General features: G+C 72.1%; 12 protein-coding genes and 1 tRNA gene. 2 read left to right on the top strand and 11 right to left on the bottom strand.

Annotated elements, in window-relative coordinates; genetic code table 11:
• Positions 1–24 precede the first annotated feature (24 nt).
• The 9 genes from AB0F89_RS01110 to AB0F89_RS01070 form a co-directional block, all read right to left on the bottom strand.
• A complete protein-coding gene (locus AB0F89_RS01110; RefSeq protein WP_367131640.1) occupies positions 25–1,731 on the bottom strand; it encodes an acyl-CoA dehydrogenase in 1,707 nt (568 codons plus the stop codon).
• A gap of 73 nt (positions 1,732–1,804) precedes the next feature.
• A complete protein-coding gene (locus tag AB0F89_RS01105) occupies positions 1,805–2,614 on the bottom strand; it encodes an SWIM zinc finger family protein (protein ID WP_367131638.1) in 810 nt (269 codons plus the stop codon).
• The gene (locus AB0F89_RS01100; protein WP_367131636.1) at positions 2,607–4,751 is read right to left on the bottom strand and encodes a DEAD/DEAH box helicase; all 2,145 of its coding nucleotides are present in this window, start codon (positions 4,749–4,751) and stop codon (positions 2,607–2,609) included. The genes AB0F89_RS01105 and AB0F89_RS01100 overlap by 8 nt, the downstream gene beginning before the upstream one ends.
• Before the next feature lie 2,040 nt (positions 4,752–6,791).
• Entirely contained in the window at positions 6,792–7,061 is a 270-nt protein-coding gene (locus AB0F89_RS01095) for a GlsB/YeaQ/YmgE family stress response membrane protein (RefSeq protein ID WP_367131634.1), read from the bottom strand.
• A 39-nt stretch (positions 7,062–7,100) separates the two neighbouring features.
• Entirely contained in the window at positions 7,101–7,631 is a 531-nt protein-coding gene (locus AB0F89_RS01090; RefSeq protein WP_367131632.1) for a hypothetical protein, read from the bottom strand.
• Positions 7,632–7,682: 51 nt separating this feature from the next.
• On the bottom strand, positions 7,683–8,771 hold the full coding sequence (locus AB0F89_RS01085; protein ID WP_367138640.1) for a DNA cytosine methyltransferase: 1,089 nt from the start codon (positions 8,769–8,771) through the stop codon (positions 7,683–7,685).
• A gap of 13 nt (positions 8,772–8,784) precedes the next feature.
• On the bottom strand, positions 8,785–9,171 hold the full coding sequence (locus AB0F89_RS01080; protein ID WP_367138638.1) for a very short patch repair endonuclease: 387 nt from the start codon (positions 9,169–9,171) through the stop codon (positions 8,785–8,787).
• 53 nt (positions 9,172–9,224) lie between these two features.
• Positions 9,225–9,941 carry a hypothetical protein gene (locus tag AB0F89_RS01075; protein ID WP_367131630.1) on the bottom strand — a complete coding sequence of 239 codons (717 nt, stop codon included), beginning with the start codon at positions 9,939–9,941 and terminating at the stop codon, positions 9,225–9,227.
• A gap of 48 nt (positions 9,942–9,989) precedes the next feature.
• Positions 9,990–11,111, bottom strand: a complete 1,122-nt coding sequence (locus AB0F89_RS01070; RefSeq protein ID WP_367131629.1) for a DUF2786 domain-containing protein — start codon at positions 11,109–11,111, stop codon at positions 9,990–9,992.
• Positions 11,112–11,195: 84 nt separating this feature from the next.
• On the opposite strand from AB0F89_RS01070, the gene AB0F89_RS01065 reads away from it, so the two are divergent.
• Entirely contained in the window at positions 11,196–11,867 is a 672-nt protein-coding gene (locus tag AB0F89_RS01065; RefSeq protein ID WP_367131627.1) for a hypothetical protein, read from the top strand.
• 152 nt (positions 11,868–12,019) lie between these two features.
• Here AB0F89_RS01065 and AB0F89_RS01060 read toward each other — a convergent pair.
• Positions 12,020–12,092, bottom strand: a tRNA-Lys gene (locus AB0F89_RS01060).
• A gap of 297 nt (positions 12,093–12,389) precedes the next feature.
• Between AB0F89_RS01060 and AB0F89_RS01055 the strand changes: the two genes are divergently transcribed.
• Positions 12,390–13,529 (top strand): Ig-like domain-containing protein, encoded by a 1,140-nt coding sequence (locus AB0F89_RS01055; protein ID WP_367131625.1) that lies wholly within the window; start codon positions 12,390–12,392, stop codon positions 13,527–13,529.
• Positions 13,530–13,557: 28 nt separating this feature from the next.
• On the opposite strand, the gene AB0F89_RS01050 is transcribed toward AB0F89_RS01055, so the two are convergent.
• The gene (locus AB0F89_RS01050) at positions 13,558–15,189 is read right to left on the bottom strand and encodes an ABC-F family ATP-binding cassette domain-containing protein (protein WP_367131623.1); all 1,632 of its coding nucleotides are present in this window, start codon (positions 15,187–15,189) and stop codon (positions 13,558–13,560) included.

Raw genomic sequence — 15,189 nt, 5'->3', positions numbered from 1 at the left:
TCGGCGGATGCCGCCGACCTCGGCTCAGGGGCGCATCTCGTACGCGCCGGACAGCGCGGCCACCCTGCCCCAGACGCGGTCGAAGCGGTCCTGGTCGACCACCGGCTTGCGGACCTGCTCGACCGCCCAGCGCTGCTGCGCCTCGGTGGACGACGCCTTGCCGTGCAGCGCGACCGCGTACGCCGAGAAGTCGCGCACCAGGACGTCGAAGACCTGGTCGAGCACGTCGGCGTCCAGGCCGGTGATCTTCGCCTGCTCCAGCACCAGCTGGCCGTAGACGACCAGCGTGAACAGGTGGCCGAGGTTGAGCAGGAAGTCCAGGTCCCGCTGCTGCTCCTCGTCCGGCGCGGCGGTGGTCAGCAGGGTGCGCAACGCCTGCGCCTGCTCGTGGAAGCGGGCCGCGTTGGGCACGTGCGCGTGGTCGCGGTACGCCGCCTCCCAGTCGTGGAACCGGACCTGCCCGAGGCCGCGAGCCGGTCCCTGGCGCCAGAAGAACTCGTCGTCCGCCGGGTCGTGCCTGGTCGGGACGTCGGCGTAGGAGGTGGGCTGGAACAGGTAGTTCGGCATGAACTTGAGCACCAGGGCCAGGTTCACGTGGACCGTGCCCTCCAGCTTGGGCAGCGCGCGGATGTCGCGGGCGGCCATGGAGAAGTAGGTGTCCTTCTCGAAGCCCTTGGCCGCGATCACGTCCCACAGCAGGTCGAGGACCCGTTCACCCTCGCTGGTGACCTTCATCTTGGTGATCGGGTTGAACAGCAGGTAGCGGCGGTCCTCGGGGGACGCGCTGCGGAAGTAGTCCACCGCGCGGTCGGAGAACAGCTTCATCGCGGTGAGGCGGGCGTGCGCGTCCACGAAGTTCTGCCGGACGTGCGGGAAGTCGGTGACCCGCTTGCCGTACAGGACGCGGTTGTGGGCGTGCGTGATCGCCTCGTGGAACGCGTGCTCGTCGATGCCGATCGAGGCCGTGCACAGGTTGAACTTGCCCACGTTGACCGTGTTGAGGGCGGCGCTGAACGCGTCGGCGCCGGTGTGCAGGACGTCGTCGGCGGTGACCGGGTAGTCGTCCAGCCGGAACTCGCTGACGAACATCTGCGAGTCCACCACGTTCTTGACCAGCGTGAACTTCTCGTGCTGCGAGTCGACGGCGAAGAACACGTACCCGTCGGGGCCCTCGACGTCCGCGCGGCGGCCGAAGACCGACACCATGCCCGCCACGTTGCCGTTGCCGATGTAGTACTTGCCGCCGGTCGCGGTGAAGCCGTCGGCGGTGGGCGTGAGGACCATGTCGGTGGAGTAGACGTCCGCGCCGTGCTCCTTCTCGGACAGCCCGAACGCGAAGACCGCGCCGCCGTCGAGCAGTGCGGCGGCCTTCTCGCGGGCGGCCGCGTTGTCGCTCATCCAGATCGGGCCGAGGCCGAGCACGGTGACCTGCCAGGCGTACCAGTACTGCAGGCCGTAGAAGGCGAGGACTTCGCTCAGCGCGGCGTTGCGGGCGGCGTCCCAGCGCTTGTCCGGGTCGCCGCCGGCTTCGGCGGCCGGCGTGCAGAAGGTCGCGAACAGCTTCTCGCGGGCGACGAAGTCCAGGAACTCGGCGTACCAGACCTTGGCCTGGTCGTCGGCGATCAGCCGGCGCTTGCCGCGCTCCTCGAACCAGTCGATGGTCGCGCGCAGCAGCCGGCGGCTCTCCGCGTCCAGGTGGGCGGGGTCGTAGGTGTTCGGGTCGAACAGCACCGGGGTTCTCCCTTCGTCGCCGCCCGAACGCTACCAGTCGGTAACTTAAGTGGCCCACCCGGCGTTCCACGGGCTACTCGGCCAGCCGCCGGTACAGCGGGCGCAGCTCCTCGGTCACCGAGCGGCCGTCCACGACGAGCGGTTCGAGCTGGTCGAGCAGCGCGTCCGGCCGACCGGTCGTCGGCCGGGGGACGTCCGGCGCCACCTCGGCCACCTTCGGCCGGGCCCAGAACGACTCGAACGAGTCCTCGGGCGCGGGCTCGGGCGGCGGCTCGTGGGCCGGGACGGGCGCGCGCAGGTCCCGCAGCCGGTCCAGCAGGTCCTCGCGGGACCGGCCGCGCCAGGCCAGGATCTCGAACGGGTCGGTGTCGAACGACTCGGCGAGCAGGTAGCAGGTGGCGGCGAGGTGCTTGCACGGCACCTCCCAGTCCGGGCACGTGCAGTCCATCGACAGCTCGCGCATCGTGCCCGGGAACAGGGTCAGGCCGAGGTCGGCGAACACGTCCTCGACCTCCGGCGGCATCTCGCCCGCCAGCAGCTTGGCCGCGAAGATCGCCTGGTCCGCCAGCGCGTGCTCGATGCGCCGCCAGTCGTCGTCGCCGAACTTCCGCACCCCGATCCGCGCCCGGTACGGCTCCGGGCGCGTCCCGGCCACCAGCGCCACCACCAGGCTGGTCGACAGGGACAGGCTCATCACCTGGCCGGTGCGGGCGTAGGCGCGGCCGCGGCTGAGCCGGTCCGCCATCCCGAACGACTCCAGCACCTCGATGAACCGGCGCGACCACCACGTCCGCGCGATGTCGCCCCGCTTGCTGCGCAACGTCAGGCCGCCCTCGACCCGGATGGGGCGGGACGGCGGGCGCGAGCCGTGCCGGTCAACCACCGACGGCCTCCCCGGACAGGGCGAACAGCTCGCGCAGCTCGCCGGTGGACAACTCGGTCAGCCAGTCCTCGCCCGCGCCGACCACCAGGTGCGCCAACCCGCGCTTCTCCTCGATCATCCGGTCGATCCGCTCCTCCACCGTGCCGACGCAGACGAACTTGCGCACCTGCACGTGGTCGCGCTGGCCGATCCGGAACGCCCGGTCGGTGGCCTGGTCCTCGACCGCCGGGTTCCACCAGCGGTCGAGGTGGATGACGTGGTTGGCGGCGGTCAGGTTCAGCCCGGTGCCGCCCGCCTTCAGCGACAGCACGAAGATCGACGGGCCGCCCCGCTCCTGGAACCGCCGCACCATCTCGTCCCGCTGCCGCTTCGTCGTGCCGCCGTGCAGGTACAGCACCTCGGTGTCGAAGCGGGCGGCCAGGTGCGGCACGACCAGCGAGCCGAACGCGGTGAACTGGGTGAAGCACAACGCCTTGTCGCCGTCGGCGAGGGCTTCCTCCAGGACCTCCTCCAGCCGGGCGAGCTTGCCGGACCGCCCGGCGACGCGCGAGCCGTCACCGAGGAGCTGCGCCGGGTGGTTGCAGACCTGCTTGAGGCGGGTGGTGGTGGCCAGCACCAGGCCCTTGCGCTTGACGCCCTCCGCCTCGTCGATCTTGGCCAGCATGTCGTCCAGCACCGCCTGGTAGAGGGTGGCCTGCTCGGCGGTGAGCGTGCACAGCTGCGTGACCTCGATCTTGTCCGGCAGGTCGGTGATGATCCGCGGGTCGGTCTTGAGCCGGCGCAGCACGAACGGGCCGGTGATCCGGCGCAGGCGCACGGCGGCGTCCTCGTCGTGGTGGCGCTCGATCGGCACGGCGAAGCGGGCGCGGAACGTGTTGATCGTGCCCAGCACGCCGGGGTTGACGAAGTCCATGATCGACCACAGCTCGGCCAGCCGGTTCTCCACCGGCGTGCCGGTCAGCGCCACCCGGTGCCGGGCGGGCAGCGCGCGCACCACCCGCGACTGGCGGGTCGCGCTGTTCTTGACGTTCTGCGCCTCGTCCAGCACCACCCGGTCCCAGGCGATCCCGGACAGCTCCCCGGCGTCCCGCGCGACGACCGCGTAGGTGGTGATCACCAGGTCGCAGTCGGTGTCGAGGACGCGGCCCGCGCCGTGGTGGACGCGCACCTCCAGGTTCGGCGTGAAGCGGGCGGCCTCGCGCTGCCAGTTGCCGACCACCGACATCGGGCAGACCAGCAACGTCGGCAGGCGCTTGCCGTGCGCGCGGTTGTGCGCCTCCAGCGCGAGGAGTTGGACGGTCTTGCCCAGGCCCATGTCGTCGGCCAGGCAGGCGCCGAGGCCGAGCCGGTCCAGGAACGCGAGCCAGGCCAGGCCGCGCTGCTGGTAGGGGCGCAGTTCGGCGACCAGGCCCGGCGGCCGGGCGACGGGTTCGAGGTGGTGCTCGACCTCGCCGGACAGCAGGTCGCCCAGCCAGCCGGTGGCGCTGACGCCGTTCAGGGGCAGCGGCAGGTCGGCGTCGTCGGGGTGCAGGCCGGAGTGCAGCAGGACCTGCGCGGCCGTCATCTGCCCACCGCCGCGCTTGAGGAACGCGAGCCCGGCCGCGAGCCGTTGCGGGTCGACGTGCACCCACTGGCCGCGGACCCGGACCAGCGGCACCTTGGCCTCGGCCAACGACCGCAACTCGCCCTCGGTGAGCGGTTCGTCCCCGACCGCCAGCTCCCAGCGGTAGTCGACCAGGACCTTGAGGCCGAGCTCGCTCTCCTTGGCCACCTGTCCGGCGGTGCCCCGGCTGGTGACGTCGAGCCGCAGCCCCAGCCGTTGCGGGTGACGCCACCACGAGGGCAGCATCACGCCGAAGCCGGCCTCGGACAGCGCGGAGGCGTGCCGCAGGAAGTCGTAGGCGCCCTCGACGTCGAGTTCCAGCTCCACCGGCCGGCGGGCCGCCAGCGCGCGGTCCAGCGCCGGGTAGAGCCTGCCCGCGCGGCCGAGGTCGCCGAGCAGCACGTCCTCGGGCCGGGTGACCCAGCGGCGCAGGACGGCGTCCTGCTTGTGCCACAACTGCTCGGCGGTCACCACCACGCTCGGCTCGTCGACGGCCTGGAGCAGGAACTCCACCCGCCAGCTGTCCTTCAGCATGCCGCCCTGGTCGGGCGAGCTGAGCCGGAAGCAGGTCCGAACAGGACTTTCGCGGAGGGAAGCATCCCGCCAAGCCGCCAACCTCGCCCGCAACGCACCAACTTCGCCCGCGATCACGGGATCACCGACCAACGCGCCCAACCACCGCCCGACAACCCCCTCCCCACCGACTCCCTTACTGCCGACCACCTCCCCACGGGCCACCTCCCCACGGGCCACCTCCCCACGGGCCACCTCCCCACGGGCCACCGAGCCGGCCAACAACCCCCGAACCCCACGATCGACAACCCGGTCCAACACGTCGACCACCAACTCACCACCTCCGTCGACAGCCCGGAACGACGGCGGCACCCCACCCCTCAACCCACCGACCCGCACCAGGTCGACCCCTGACAACGCCGCCCGCCACCGCGCACACCCATCACCGTCGATCGAGGGCAAAACCCGCCCCCTCCTCACCAACTCGTCGCCGAACCCCTGGACCTCGGCCAGGAACTTCGCCGACGCCCCCACCCGACAATCGGGAATCGTCGAGGGCAGCGCCCCCTCCACCCACACAACCGGCACCACCCACTCCCGCCACCGAAGCGCACCGCGTCGTCCACCGGAGGACTCCCGAACCAACTCGGGCGACTCCACCGGCCCAGCGGCATAGGACGGCAAGCGGACGGACAGGGAACCCACCTCACCCCCACCGACCAACCCCACAAGCTCATCCCCCGCAACCGCGAACGGATGCCCAACCGCCACCTTCGGCAACCGCCCAACCACCCGCCCGGGCAACCGCGAATCCTCAGCCCAAACCGCCACCCGCCCACCAGCCACGCCCAACGCGTGCAGCACCAACACGAACAGCACTATGCGCGCCAACCCTCACCCCACCAAACCCACCCCCGTCGAGCCCAGTACGCCAAACCCACCCCTCATCCCAACCTCAGCCAACCCTGCCCACCACAGCCCCTCGCCCCACCCAACCCTCCCGACTCGGCCACCCAACCCAGCTCACCCCGCGCCAACTCGTCATGGCCCAACCCACACCACTCCGCCCCGCCCCATGCCGACCCGGCCCGGCGCGACCCGCACCAACCCGCGCCAAGCCCATTCCTGCCAACTCCGGCCCGGCACGACCCGTGCCAAGCCCGACTCGTGCCGACTCGTGCCGACTCGATCCGCGCCGGGCCGCGACCGCACCGCACCGCGCCAAGCCAGGCCAAGCCCGAGCCCGAGCCCGAGCCGGGCCGGGCCAGACCGGGCTGAGCCGGGCCGAGCCGGCCCAGGCCGAGTTGGGCCGGGTCGAGCCAAGCCGGGCCGAGTCGGGTCGGGCCGAGTCGGGTCGGGTCGGGTCGGGTCGGGTCAAGCCGGGTCGGGCCGGATCGGGTCGAGCCAAGCCGGGCCGGGTCGGGCCGGGCCGAGTTGGGCCGAGTCGGGTCGGGCCGGGTCGGGCCGGGTCGGGTCGGGTCGGGTCGGGTCGGGTCAAGATTGGCTGGACTGCCGACCGAACCTGAACCGGCCCGACAAGCCAGCCCGACCCAGTCGACCCGCGCCAGCAGGACACAGCCCGACTCGGCCCCGACCCAGCCAAGCCCGATCCTGAGCTGAGCCGACGCGATTAGTGCCGGGCGCAGAGGTGGCCCGCCCCGGCCTGCCCCAGCCCGCCCCGCCCTACCCCAGCCCGGCCCGGCTCAGCCCGACCCGGTCGCCGGGCCCGCCCCGGCCCGGCGACTAGCGCCGCGCAGGGGTCGAGTTGTGCTGCTTCGGCCCTGAAATGGGTCTGCCAAGCCGCGCTGAGCCGGGCCGGGCGACCGGGTCGGGTGATGCGAGCCGGGTCGGGTCGACTACCCCCGTGCCGTGCCGTGCCGTGCCGTGCCGTGCCGTGCCGTGCCGTGCCGGTACGCCAAGCCAAGGCCGGCCAGGCCGGGGGGCGTGCCGGGTGGGTCGGTGATGCCTTGCAGAGCTGGGTCGGGCCTGGGTTGGTGGGGGTTGGCCCGGCTCTGTGAGGTGAGTGGTTGGGTTGGGGTTGGTGGGCACGGGGTTGTTGGGTTATTGGGGTTGGTGGGTCCTTCGGCGGGCCAGGGTGGTGACGCCCACGCCGGCCAGGCCGACTTGGAGGGCCAGTTCGATCCAGTCGATGCCCGAGGTGTCGGCGACTCCCATGGCCGAGGCCGCGAGCGTGCCCAGCAAGGCCGCCGCGATGCCGACCAGCAGCGTCATCACCATCGAAATCTTCTGCCTGCCCGGCACGACCAGCCGTCCCAGACCGCCGACGATCACGCCGATGATCAGCGCCGAGATGAGCCCGGTGATCTCCACGAGAGGTCCTTTCCTCGCCCTACGCGTCCACCACGAGCATCACCCCGCCCCCTCCTGCGCCGAATCGGGTTCACCCCTGACCCGCCCCTGATCCGGACCCTGAACGCGGAACACCTGGGCGCCCTCGTCGGACAGCGCCCGGCCCGGCACGTCGGGGTCGCAGCCCACCTTCGCCAACCGCGACCTGATCGAGGTGGGGGAGCGTTCCAGGCGCTTGGCGATCGAGCGGATCAGCTCGGCGGTCGGGGTGTCCTGGGGTGCGGCCAGCCAGTCGGTGCGCAGGTCGTCGTCCAGTTCCTGGCTCCACGGCTGGTTGGCGTTGGCCGGGCGGTCCCGGGCGCCGGGTGATGACGGGGTGCTGAGCTTGCCCAGGGCCTCCAGCACCTGGGCGAGCAGCTTGCCGATCCTGGCGCCCGCGTCGGCGGGCAGGCGGAGGGCGCCCTCGGCCACCAGGACTCCCGTGCCGTCGACGCCCGCCAGGTTCACCGACAGGTCGGGGTCGGCGGTGGCCACCAGCTGGTAGGTCGTGGTGCCGATGCGGACCGAGTTCTCGTACGTGGTTGTCGTCATGGCGATGACGTTACGGACGGGGTCCGACAGTTTCGGGGGTGTGGAGCGGTGTCAGGGGCAGAGTGGACACGATGGGGTGATCGGGGCGCCGCCGGTCAGGTAGGGCTTCAGGTGCTCGGCGATGGCCCTGGCCAGGGACGGCGGCACGGCGTTGCCGATCTGCCTGGCCACTTCGATCTTCGTGCCGCACCACTCGAACGAGTCGGGGAAGCTCTGCAGGCGCGCGGCTTCCAGGTGGGTGATCGGGCGGTCGACCCGGTGCCCGTCCTCGCCCGGCTCCCACTGCGGGTGCAGGTAGCGGCCCTTCTCGGGCTTGTAGAACTCGGTGCGGATGGTCAGCGACGGCTCGTCCCACCGCATCCGGCCCATCACGTCGGTGGTGCCGGTCTTCTTCTCCCGCCAGCACCGCGGCAGCAGCTCGTCCGGCAGGTCGAACCGCCCGCCGCCGGGCGGGACGTGGCGGTACCGCGCCAGCGACATCGGCGTCGGGTTGCGGCCGATGTGCAGGTCCGGGCTCTTGAACGGGCCGGGCAGCTCACGGCCGAAGAACTCCACCACCGAGTCCGGCAGGGCCGTGGTCACCGGCTGCTCCGGCAACCCGCGCAGCACGTCGCCCACGGTGTGCCAGCGCCCCCGCGGGTGGGTCGCCGCGGGCAGCGGCACGCGACCGATCCGCGAGCCGATCACGATCGCCCGCCGACGCCGCTGCGGCACGCCGAAATCCGCCGCGTGCAGGATGCCCGCGCTCAGCTCGTAGCCCTCGGTCTCGTCCTGGAGCAGCGCGAACTCGGTCGACGCCAGGAACCGGTCGACGTTCTCGATCACGAACACCGACGGCCGGGCCCGCCGCACGAACCGCAGGTACTCGCGCCACAGCGAGTTGCGCGGGTCGTCGACGTCCCGCGAGCCCAGGTTCGAGAACCCCTGGCACGGCGGACCGCCCACGATCACGTCCACCTCGGGGATCGCGCTGTCCGGCACGGCCGCGATGTCCGACCAGCGGATGTGGTCCTCGCCGAAGTTCGCCGCGTACGTCGCCGCCGCGTGCAGGTCCCACTCGACCGCCATGACCGACCGGTAACCGCCCGCCGCGGCGAACCCGGAGGTCATGCCACCGCAGCCGGCGAACAGGTCGATCATGGACAGCACGGGATCAGGCTAGCCGACCACGCCGCTCCAGCACCGCCGTCCGCACCCGACTCGCCGCGACCGACGGCTCCTCGTGCTCCCACACCCGCACCGCGAGCCACCCCGCCTCCGCCAGCACCTGGTCGGTGTTCACGTCACGGGCCTGGTTCGCCTCGATCTTGGCGCGCCAGAACTCGCCGTTGCGCTTCGGCCACGTGCCGTGCTCCGGGCAGCCGTGCCAGAAGCACCCGTCCACGAACACCGCCACCTTCGCGGGCCCGAACACGACGTCCGCCTCGCGCCGCACCGCCCGCACCGGCCGCTGGTGCACCCGGTAGCGCAACCCGAGCCGGTGCAGCTCGCGCCGCAACGCCACCTCGATGCCCGTGTCGCGCGAGCGCTGCTTGCTCATCCGGGCGCGGACGTCGTCCGTCGTCTCCAGGTTCGCCACCCGGCCATGATGGCTCACGCCGGGTGCAGCACCTCCCGCAGCCTCCGCGCCGCCCGGTCGAGCTGGTCGCGCGACGGCAGCACGGCGGCGCCGACCCTGGTGGTCCCGGTGACCCCCAGGTCGGCGAAGAAGAACGGCGGCGCCGCGTGCACCAGCAGTCCGGCCGACCGCTGCCCGCCGCCGCGCGGGTTGAGGATCAGCCGATCCGCCCACGCGTCGACCCGGAACACGGTGTCCGCCAACGGGTGCACCCGCACGTCGAGCCCGTGCCCGCGCAGCACGGCGAGCACGTACACGTCCCGCAGGAACCCGAGGAAGTCCGACACGACCCGGTCGCGCAGCGCGGCCCGCCCCTCCGGGCCGACCTCCGCGACCACCTCGCGCGCCGGCGTCCACAGCATCGCCCGCGCCCGCTCGTCGGCCTCGCAGAACTCGCGGAACTCCGGCCAGCCGGGTAATCGGCCCAGCGCCTCGACCACGTGGTGCGCGACGTGGGCGAAGGCGAAGTCGGGCCGCCACTCCCGGACCTCCGGCACGTCGGCCGGACCCGGTCGCGGCGCGCTCCGGCACGCGGCCTCGACCTCGTCCGCGGTGATCCGGTGCACCGCGACGGCCTCGTGCGCCATCACGTGCGCCACGACGTGCTCCCGCCCGCCGTACCAGTGGTTGAAGCGGGACCGGGTCTCCTGCGTGACGTTGAACAGCCTGCGCACTTCCATCGCGGTGGTCATGGCGCGGAGGGTACGGACGGGCACCGACAGTTCCGGGGGACCGCCGGGTCAGGTGATCGACAGGTTGGCCCGGTCGGCCGCCGAGCGGCCCGCGTCCCACCCCGCCGCGCTGCGCACCGGCGTCGTCTTGGCGACGGTCCTGGTGAACATCGCGCCGAAGTACTCCTCCACCGCCTTCTTGCGCTCGGCCAGCACCGGCAGCAACCGGTCGTCGTCGGCGGGCACCTCGTTCGCCGCCCGCAGCCGTTCCCCGATCCGGTGCGCGTAGGACAGCAGGAACGACTTGCGGAACGACGCCGACCGCGCCTCGTCGCCCTTGCGCGCCTTCTCACCCGCCGCGACCATCGCCCGCGTGGCCTGGACCAGCAACGACGCCGACAGCAGCTCCACGATCTCCAGGTCGAGCTCCTCGCCGACCAGCGCCACGAACCCCAGGTCGTACACCACGGCCCGGCAGCGGTTGGCCTCCGCGACCACGTGCACGACCTGCGCCTTGCCGTCGAAGTACCGCTTGTCCAGCCACAGCCGGCGCGACGTCGTGGTCGGCGCCTCCAGCGGCATCCGCTCCAGCGCGTGCCGCGTCACCAGCTCCTGCGCCTTGGCCGACAGCGCCTCGGCCTCCTCGGCGAACGCGGTCGACTCGGCCTTGGCCAGCAGCCCGCGCACCCGGTTGAGGATCTTCGGGTGGACGTGGTGGTGGTCGACGGCGGCCAGCGGCGTGCCCGGCTTCGGCACGATCACCGGCAGGGCGGGCAACCCGAGCAGCACCGCCAGCACCGCCACCGCGACGGCCACGGCGTCGTCGCGCAGCTCGATGTGCCTGCCCGCCCACTGGTCGACGTGCGGCTGGTCGGCGTCCCACCAGATCGTCGCCCCGATCTCCGCCAGCTGCTCCTGCCAGCGCGGGTGCAGCGCGGGGTAGCGGGACGCCTCCAGGGCCAGCGAGTCGACCAGGAACGACAGCGCGCGCTCGTCCCCGTTGCGCCTCACGATCTCGAACACGTCGTAAGGCAGCCAGCCGTGCTCCCACAGGTGCTCGAAGGCGTGCCTCAACACCACCCGCACCGCGTCGTCCACTTCGGCCGGTGGGAGGTCGGAGGTGCGCGGCAGCGCGGCCCGGCGGTTCACCGCGGCCCGCCACAACGCCTCGCGCAGGGAGTCCACGACCACCGATTGTCCTCTTTCGGGTGCGGTGTCGGCGCAACCGGTGCGCGTTGCCGTCCGGCACGTGCCCGGACGTGCCAGCCTCGGCCGGTGAGCCGGAAGTCGCAGCCCGCCAAACGACGGCCGATCGTGGTCGTGCACCGTCCACAGGGGATCGCGCTGACCCCGGCGCAGCGCCGGGTCGTCCACCGCTGCCGAGCCCTGCCGAACGTCCTCGACCCGCTGGAGGCGGAGCTGACCGTCAGCAGCGCGGTCGCCGACGTCCGGCCGGACGAGGAGTTCTGGGCGGGGTTGATCGAGCACGCCGTGTCGCTGCCCAGCCGCCGCAACCACGCCCTGCTGCGCGTCCTGGCCGCCGTGCTCGTCGGGCGCCCCCGCGAGTGGGCCGCGAACGCCGTCACGCCCGCCGGCCCGGCCCTGACCGTCGGCGGGGCCTGGATCTGCGACCGGTCGCTGGACGCCGGCTACCTGGCCCTGATCTGCGCCTACCGGTTCGCCGCCGACGAGCACGCCATGGTGTTCCTGGTGGACGAGCTGGCCGGCGGCGTCATCCGGACCGCCTTCGTCACCCGGGACGTCGACGTGGCGCACCACCGCCTGTCCGAACAGGGCCCGCTCACCCCGATCGGGGCCGAGGCGGCGCACTGGCTGCTGGCCAAGTCCTACGACCGCTTGGACCGCCAAGAGGACGCGGCCACGGACCTCGACGTGCAGCGGACGCGATTGTTGGCGAAGAGGCGGATCTCGCTCGGGTTCGGCTGATCGCGACCTGTTCCACCGAATGCGGAGCACGTCGGGAAGCATTGCCGCGGTGAATGGGGCAGCGGCTGCTCGCGGTGCTATTCGCGCTGATGGCGGGCCTGGTGAATAAACAGCGAGAGGGCCACCGGAATGGTGGCCCTCTCGCTGTGTTGTGCGCCGCCAGGGACTCGAACCCCGAACCCGCTGATTAAGAGTCAGCTGCTCTGCCAGTTGAGCTAGCGGCGCTCGGACGTTGTTGCTCTGTCCGACGCGGAGAACATTAGCACAGCGTCTGACGCAGCTCCCAATCGCCTGGTCAGGGCCCGTGTGCCGCCCTGTCGCAGGGGGAACTTCGCCTTGGTAACGATCCAGCATCTCGGGCAACATCGTCAACCCTTCAGGCGTCCCCTTGTCAGGGGACGCCACCGGACTCCTGTTGCAGGCAGTCACGGGCGTTTCGGGGACGAAGCGGAGGATGGGATGCACCGCAAGCGGGGGGCGCGTGGAGCGCTGGGAATCGTCGCGATCGGGCTCGTTGCGACGTTGGTCACAAGTTGCTCGTCCGGCTCGGTCGCGACCGAGGGCGGCGCGGCGGGGGAGAGCACCACGACCACCTCGTCCACACCGCCGCCGAAGCCCGTGTCGCTGAGCACCGGCCCGGCGGACGCGGCGGTCGACGTGCCGCCCGGCGTGCCGGTCGTCGCCACGGCCACCGACGGCAAGATCACCGACGTCGCGCTGACCAACGGCGACGGCAAGGCCGTCACCGGCCAGTTGAGCCCCGACGGTCTCCAGTGGACCAACACCGAGCCGCTGGGCTACCAGAGGACCTACACGCTGGCCGTGACCGGCGTGGGCTCGGACGGCAAGCCCGTCACCAAGACCTCCAGCTTCACCACCGTCAAGCCGCGCACGCTGACCTACCTCTCGATCAACCCGCTGGACGGCACGACGGTCGGCGTCGGCCAGCCGCTCGCCTTCTACTTCGACGAGCCGATCGCCGACAAGGCCGCCGCCGAGGCGATGATCTCCATCACCACCGAGCCGCGGGTCGAGGGCGCCTTCTACTGGTTCGACGAGGAGACCGTGCACTGGCGCCCGCAGGCCTACTGGGCGCCCGGCACCAAGGTCACCATCAACGCCAAGATCTACGGCAAGCACGTCGGCAACGGCGTCTACGGCGAAGAGGACCGCCTGGTCACCACCACGATCGGCGACGCCGTCATCCACGAAGCGGACGGCCAGACCCACCAGGTGGTCACCAAGGTCAACGGCCAGGTCGTGCGCACCATGCCCACCTCGATGGGCGACGCGCAGAACCCGACTCCCACGGGCGTCTACGTGCTCACGGAGAAGCACGCGCACATGGTGATGGACTCCCGCACCTACGGCCTCTCGCTGGAGGCGGGCGGCTACGTGACGCCGGTCGACTGGGCCTTCCGGATGTCCACCTCCGGCATCTTCTTCCACGGCGCGCCGTGGTCGATCGGCGACCAGGGCCACCGCAACGTCAGCCACGGCTGCCTGAACCTGTCGCCCGAGAACGCCAAGTGGGTGTTCGACAACTCCAAGCAGGGCGACGTCGTGGTCGTCACCAACTCCGGCGGGCCGGAGCTGCAGCCCTGGGACGGCTTCGGCGACTGGCAGATCCCGTGGGACCAGTGGGTGAAGGGCAACCGCTAGGACCCCATCGCGCTAGGACCCCATCGCGCTAGACCTCGGTCACCCGACCCGCCGCCACCACCAGGCGGCGGGTCGTGCGCACCGCGTCCAGCATCCGCCGGTCGTGGGTGACCAGCAGCAACGTGCCGGTGTAGGTGTCCAGCGCGGACTCCAGCTGCTCGATCGCGGGCAGGTCCAGGTGGTTCGTCGGCTCGTCCAGCACCAGCAGGTTCACCCCGCGCGCCTGGAGCAGCGCCAACGCGGCACGCGTGCGCTCGCCGGGTGACAGCGACGCCGCCGTCCGCAGCACGTGCGCCGCCTTCAGCCCGAACTTCGCCAGCAGCGTGCGCACGTCGGCGGGCGGCAGGTCCGGCACGGCCGCGCCGAAGGCGTCCAGCAGCGACTCCTCGCCCAGGAACAGCCCGCGGGCCTGGTCGATCTCGCCGACGACCACACCCGGGCCCAGGGACGACGACCCCGACGCCAGGTCGACCCGGCCGAGCAGCGCCGCCAGCAACGTCGACTTGCCGGAGCCGTTCGCGCCGGTGATCGCGATCCGGTCGGCCCAGTCCACCTGCAGGTCCACCGGTCCGAGCGCGAACGACCCGCGCTCCACCACCGCCGACCGCAGCACCGCCACCACCGCGCCGGACCGGGGCGCGGCGGCGATCTCCATCCGCAGCTCCCACTCCTTGCGCGGCTCCTCGACCACGTCGAGCCGTTCGATCAGCCGCTCGGTCTGCCGGGCCTTGGACGCCTGCTTCTCGGTCGCCTCGGTGCGGAACTTGCGCCCCGACTTGTCGTTGTCCGGGGCCTTGCGCCGGGCGTTCTTGACGCCCTTCTCCATCCACGCCCGCTGCGACCGCGCGCGCTCCTCCAACGACGACCGCGTCGACGCGTACTCCTCGTACTCCTCACGCGCGTGCCTGCGGGCGATCTCGCGCTCCTCCAGGTACGACTCGTACCCGCCGCCGTAGGACCGCACCTGCTGCTGCGCCAGGTCCAGCTCCACCACCCGGGTCACCGTGCGGGCCAGGAACTCGCGGTCGTGCGACACCACCACGGCGCCCGCGCGCAGACCCGTCACGAACCGCTCCAGCCGGGCCAGGCCGTCCAGGTCCAGGTCGTTGGTCGGCTCGTCGAGCAGGAACACGTCGTACCTGCTGAGCAGCAACGACGCCATGCTCACCCGGGCCGCCTGGCCGCCGGACAGAGCGGTCATCGGCAGGTCGAGCGACACGTCCAGCCCCAGTTCGGCGGCCACCTCCAGCGACCGCTCCTCCAGGTCCGCGCCGCCCAGCGCCAGCCACCGCTCCAGCGCGTCGGAGTAGTCGTCGTCACCCGACCCGGCGGCCAACGCCTCGGTGGCGCGGTCCAGCTCGGCTTGCGCCGCCGCCACCCCCGTGCGGCGGGCCAGGAACTCCCGCACCGCCTCGCCCGGCCGGCGGTCCGGTTCCTGCGGCAGGTGGCCGACGGTGGCCGTGACGGGGGAGAGGCGGATCACACCCTGCTCGGCGGGCAGCAACCCGGCCAACGTCCTCAGCAGGGTCGACTTGCCCGCGCCGTTGGCGCCGACCAGGCCGATCACCTCACCCGGTCCGACGACCAGGTCCAACCCGGAGAACAGCACGCGGTCGCCGTGCCCGGCGGCCAGGTCCTTCGCGACGAGGGTGGCGCTCAT

This window comes from Saccharothrix sp. HUAS TT1 (genome assembly GCF_040744945.1).
In the GTDB taxonomy this organism is placed as follows: domain Bacteria; phylum Actinomycetota; class Actinomycetes; order Mycobacteriales; family Pseudonocardiaceae; genus Actinosynnema.
This window is presented reverse-complemented; position numbering and strand designations above follow the sequence as displayed.

Coding starts and splice junctions, on each gene's coding strand:
- AB0F89_RS01080 (WP_367138638.1), bottom strand. CDS start 9,171: ATGAGCAAGCAGCGCTCGCGCGACACGGGCATCGAGGTGGCGTTGCGG.
- AB0F89_RS01100 (WP_367131636.1), bottom strand. CDS start 4,751: ATGCTGAAGGACAGCTGGCGGGTGGAGTTCCTGCTCCAGGCCGTCGAC.
- AB0F89_RS01050 (WP_367131623.1), bottom strand. CDS start 15,189: ATGAGCGCCACCCTCGTCGCGAAGGACCTGGCCGCCGGGCACGGCGAC.
- AB0F89_RS01085 (WP_367138640.1), bottom strand. CDS start 8,771: ATGATCGACCTGTTCGCCGGCTGCGGTGGCATGACCTCCGGGTTCGCC.
- AB0F89_RS01075 (WP_367131630.1), bottom strand. CDS start 9,941: ATGACCACCGCGATGGAAGTGCGCAGGCTGTTCAACGTCACGCAGGAG.
- AB0F89_RS01090 (WP_367131632.1), bottom strand. CDS start 7,631: ATGACGACAACCACGTACGAGAACTCGGTCCGCATCGGCACCACGACC.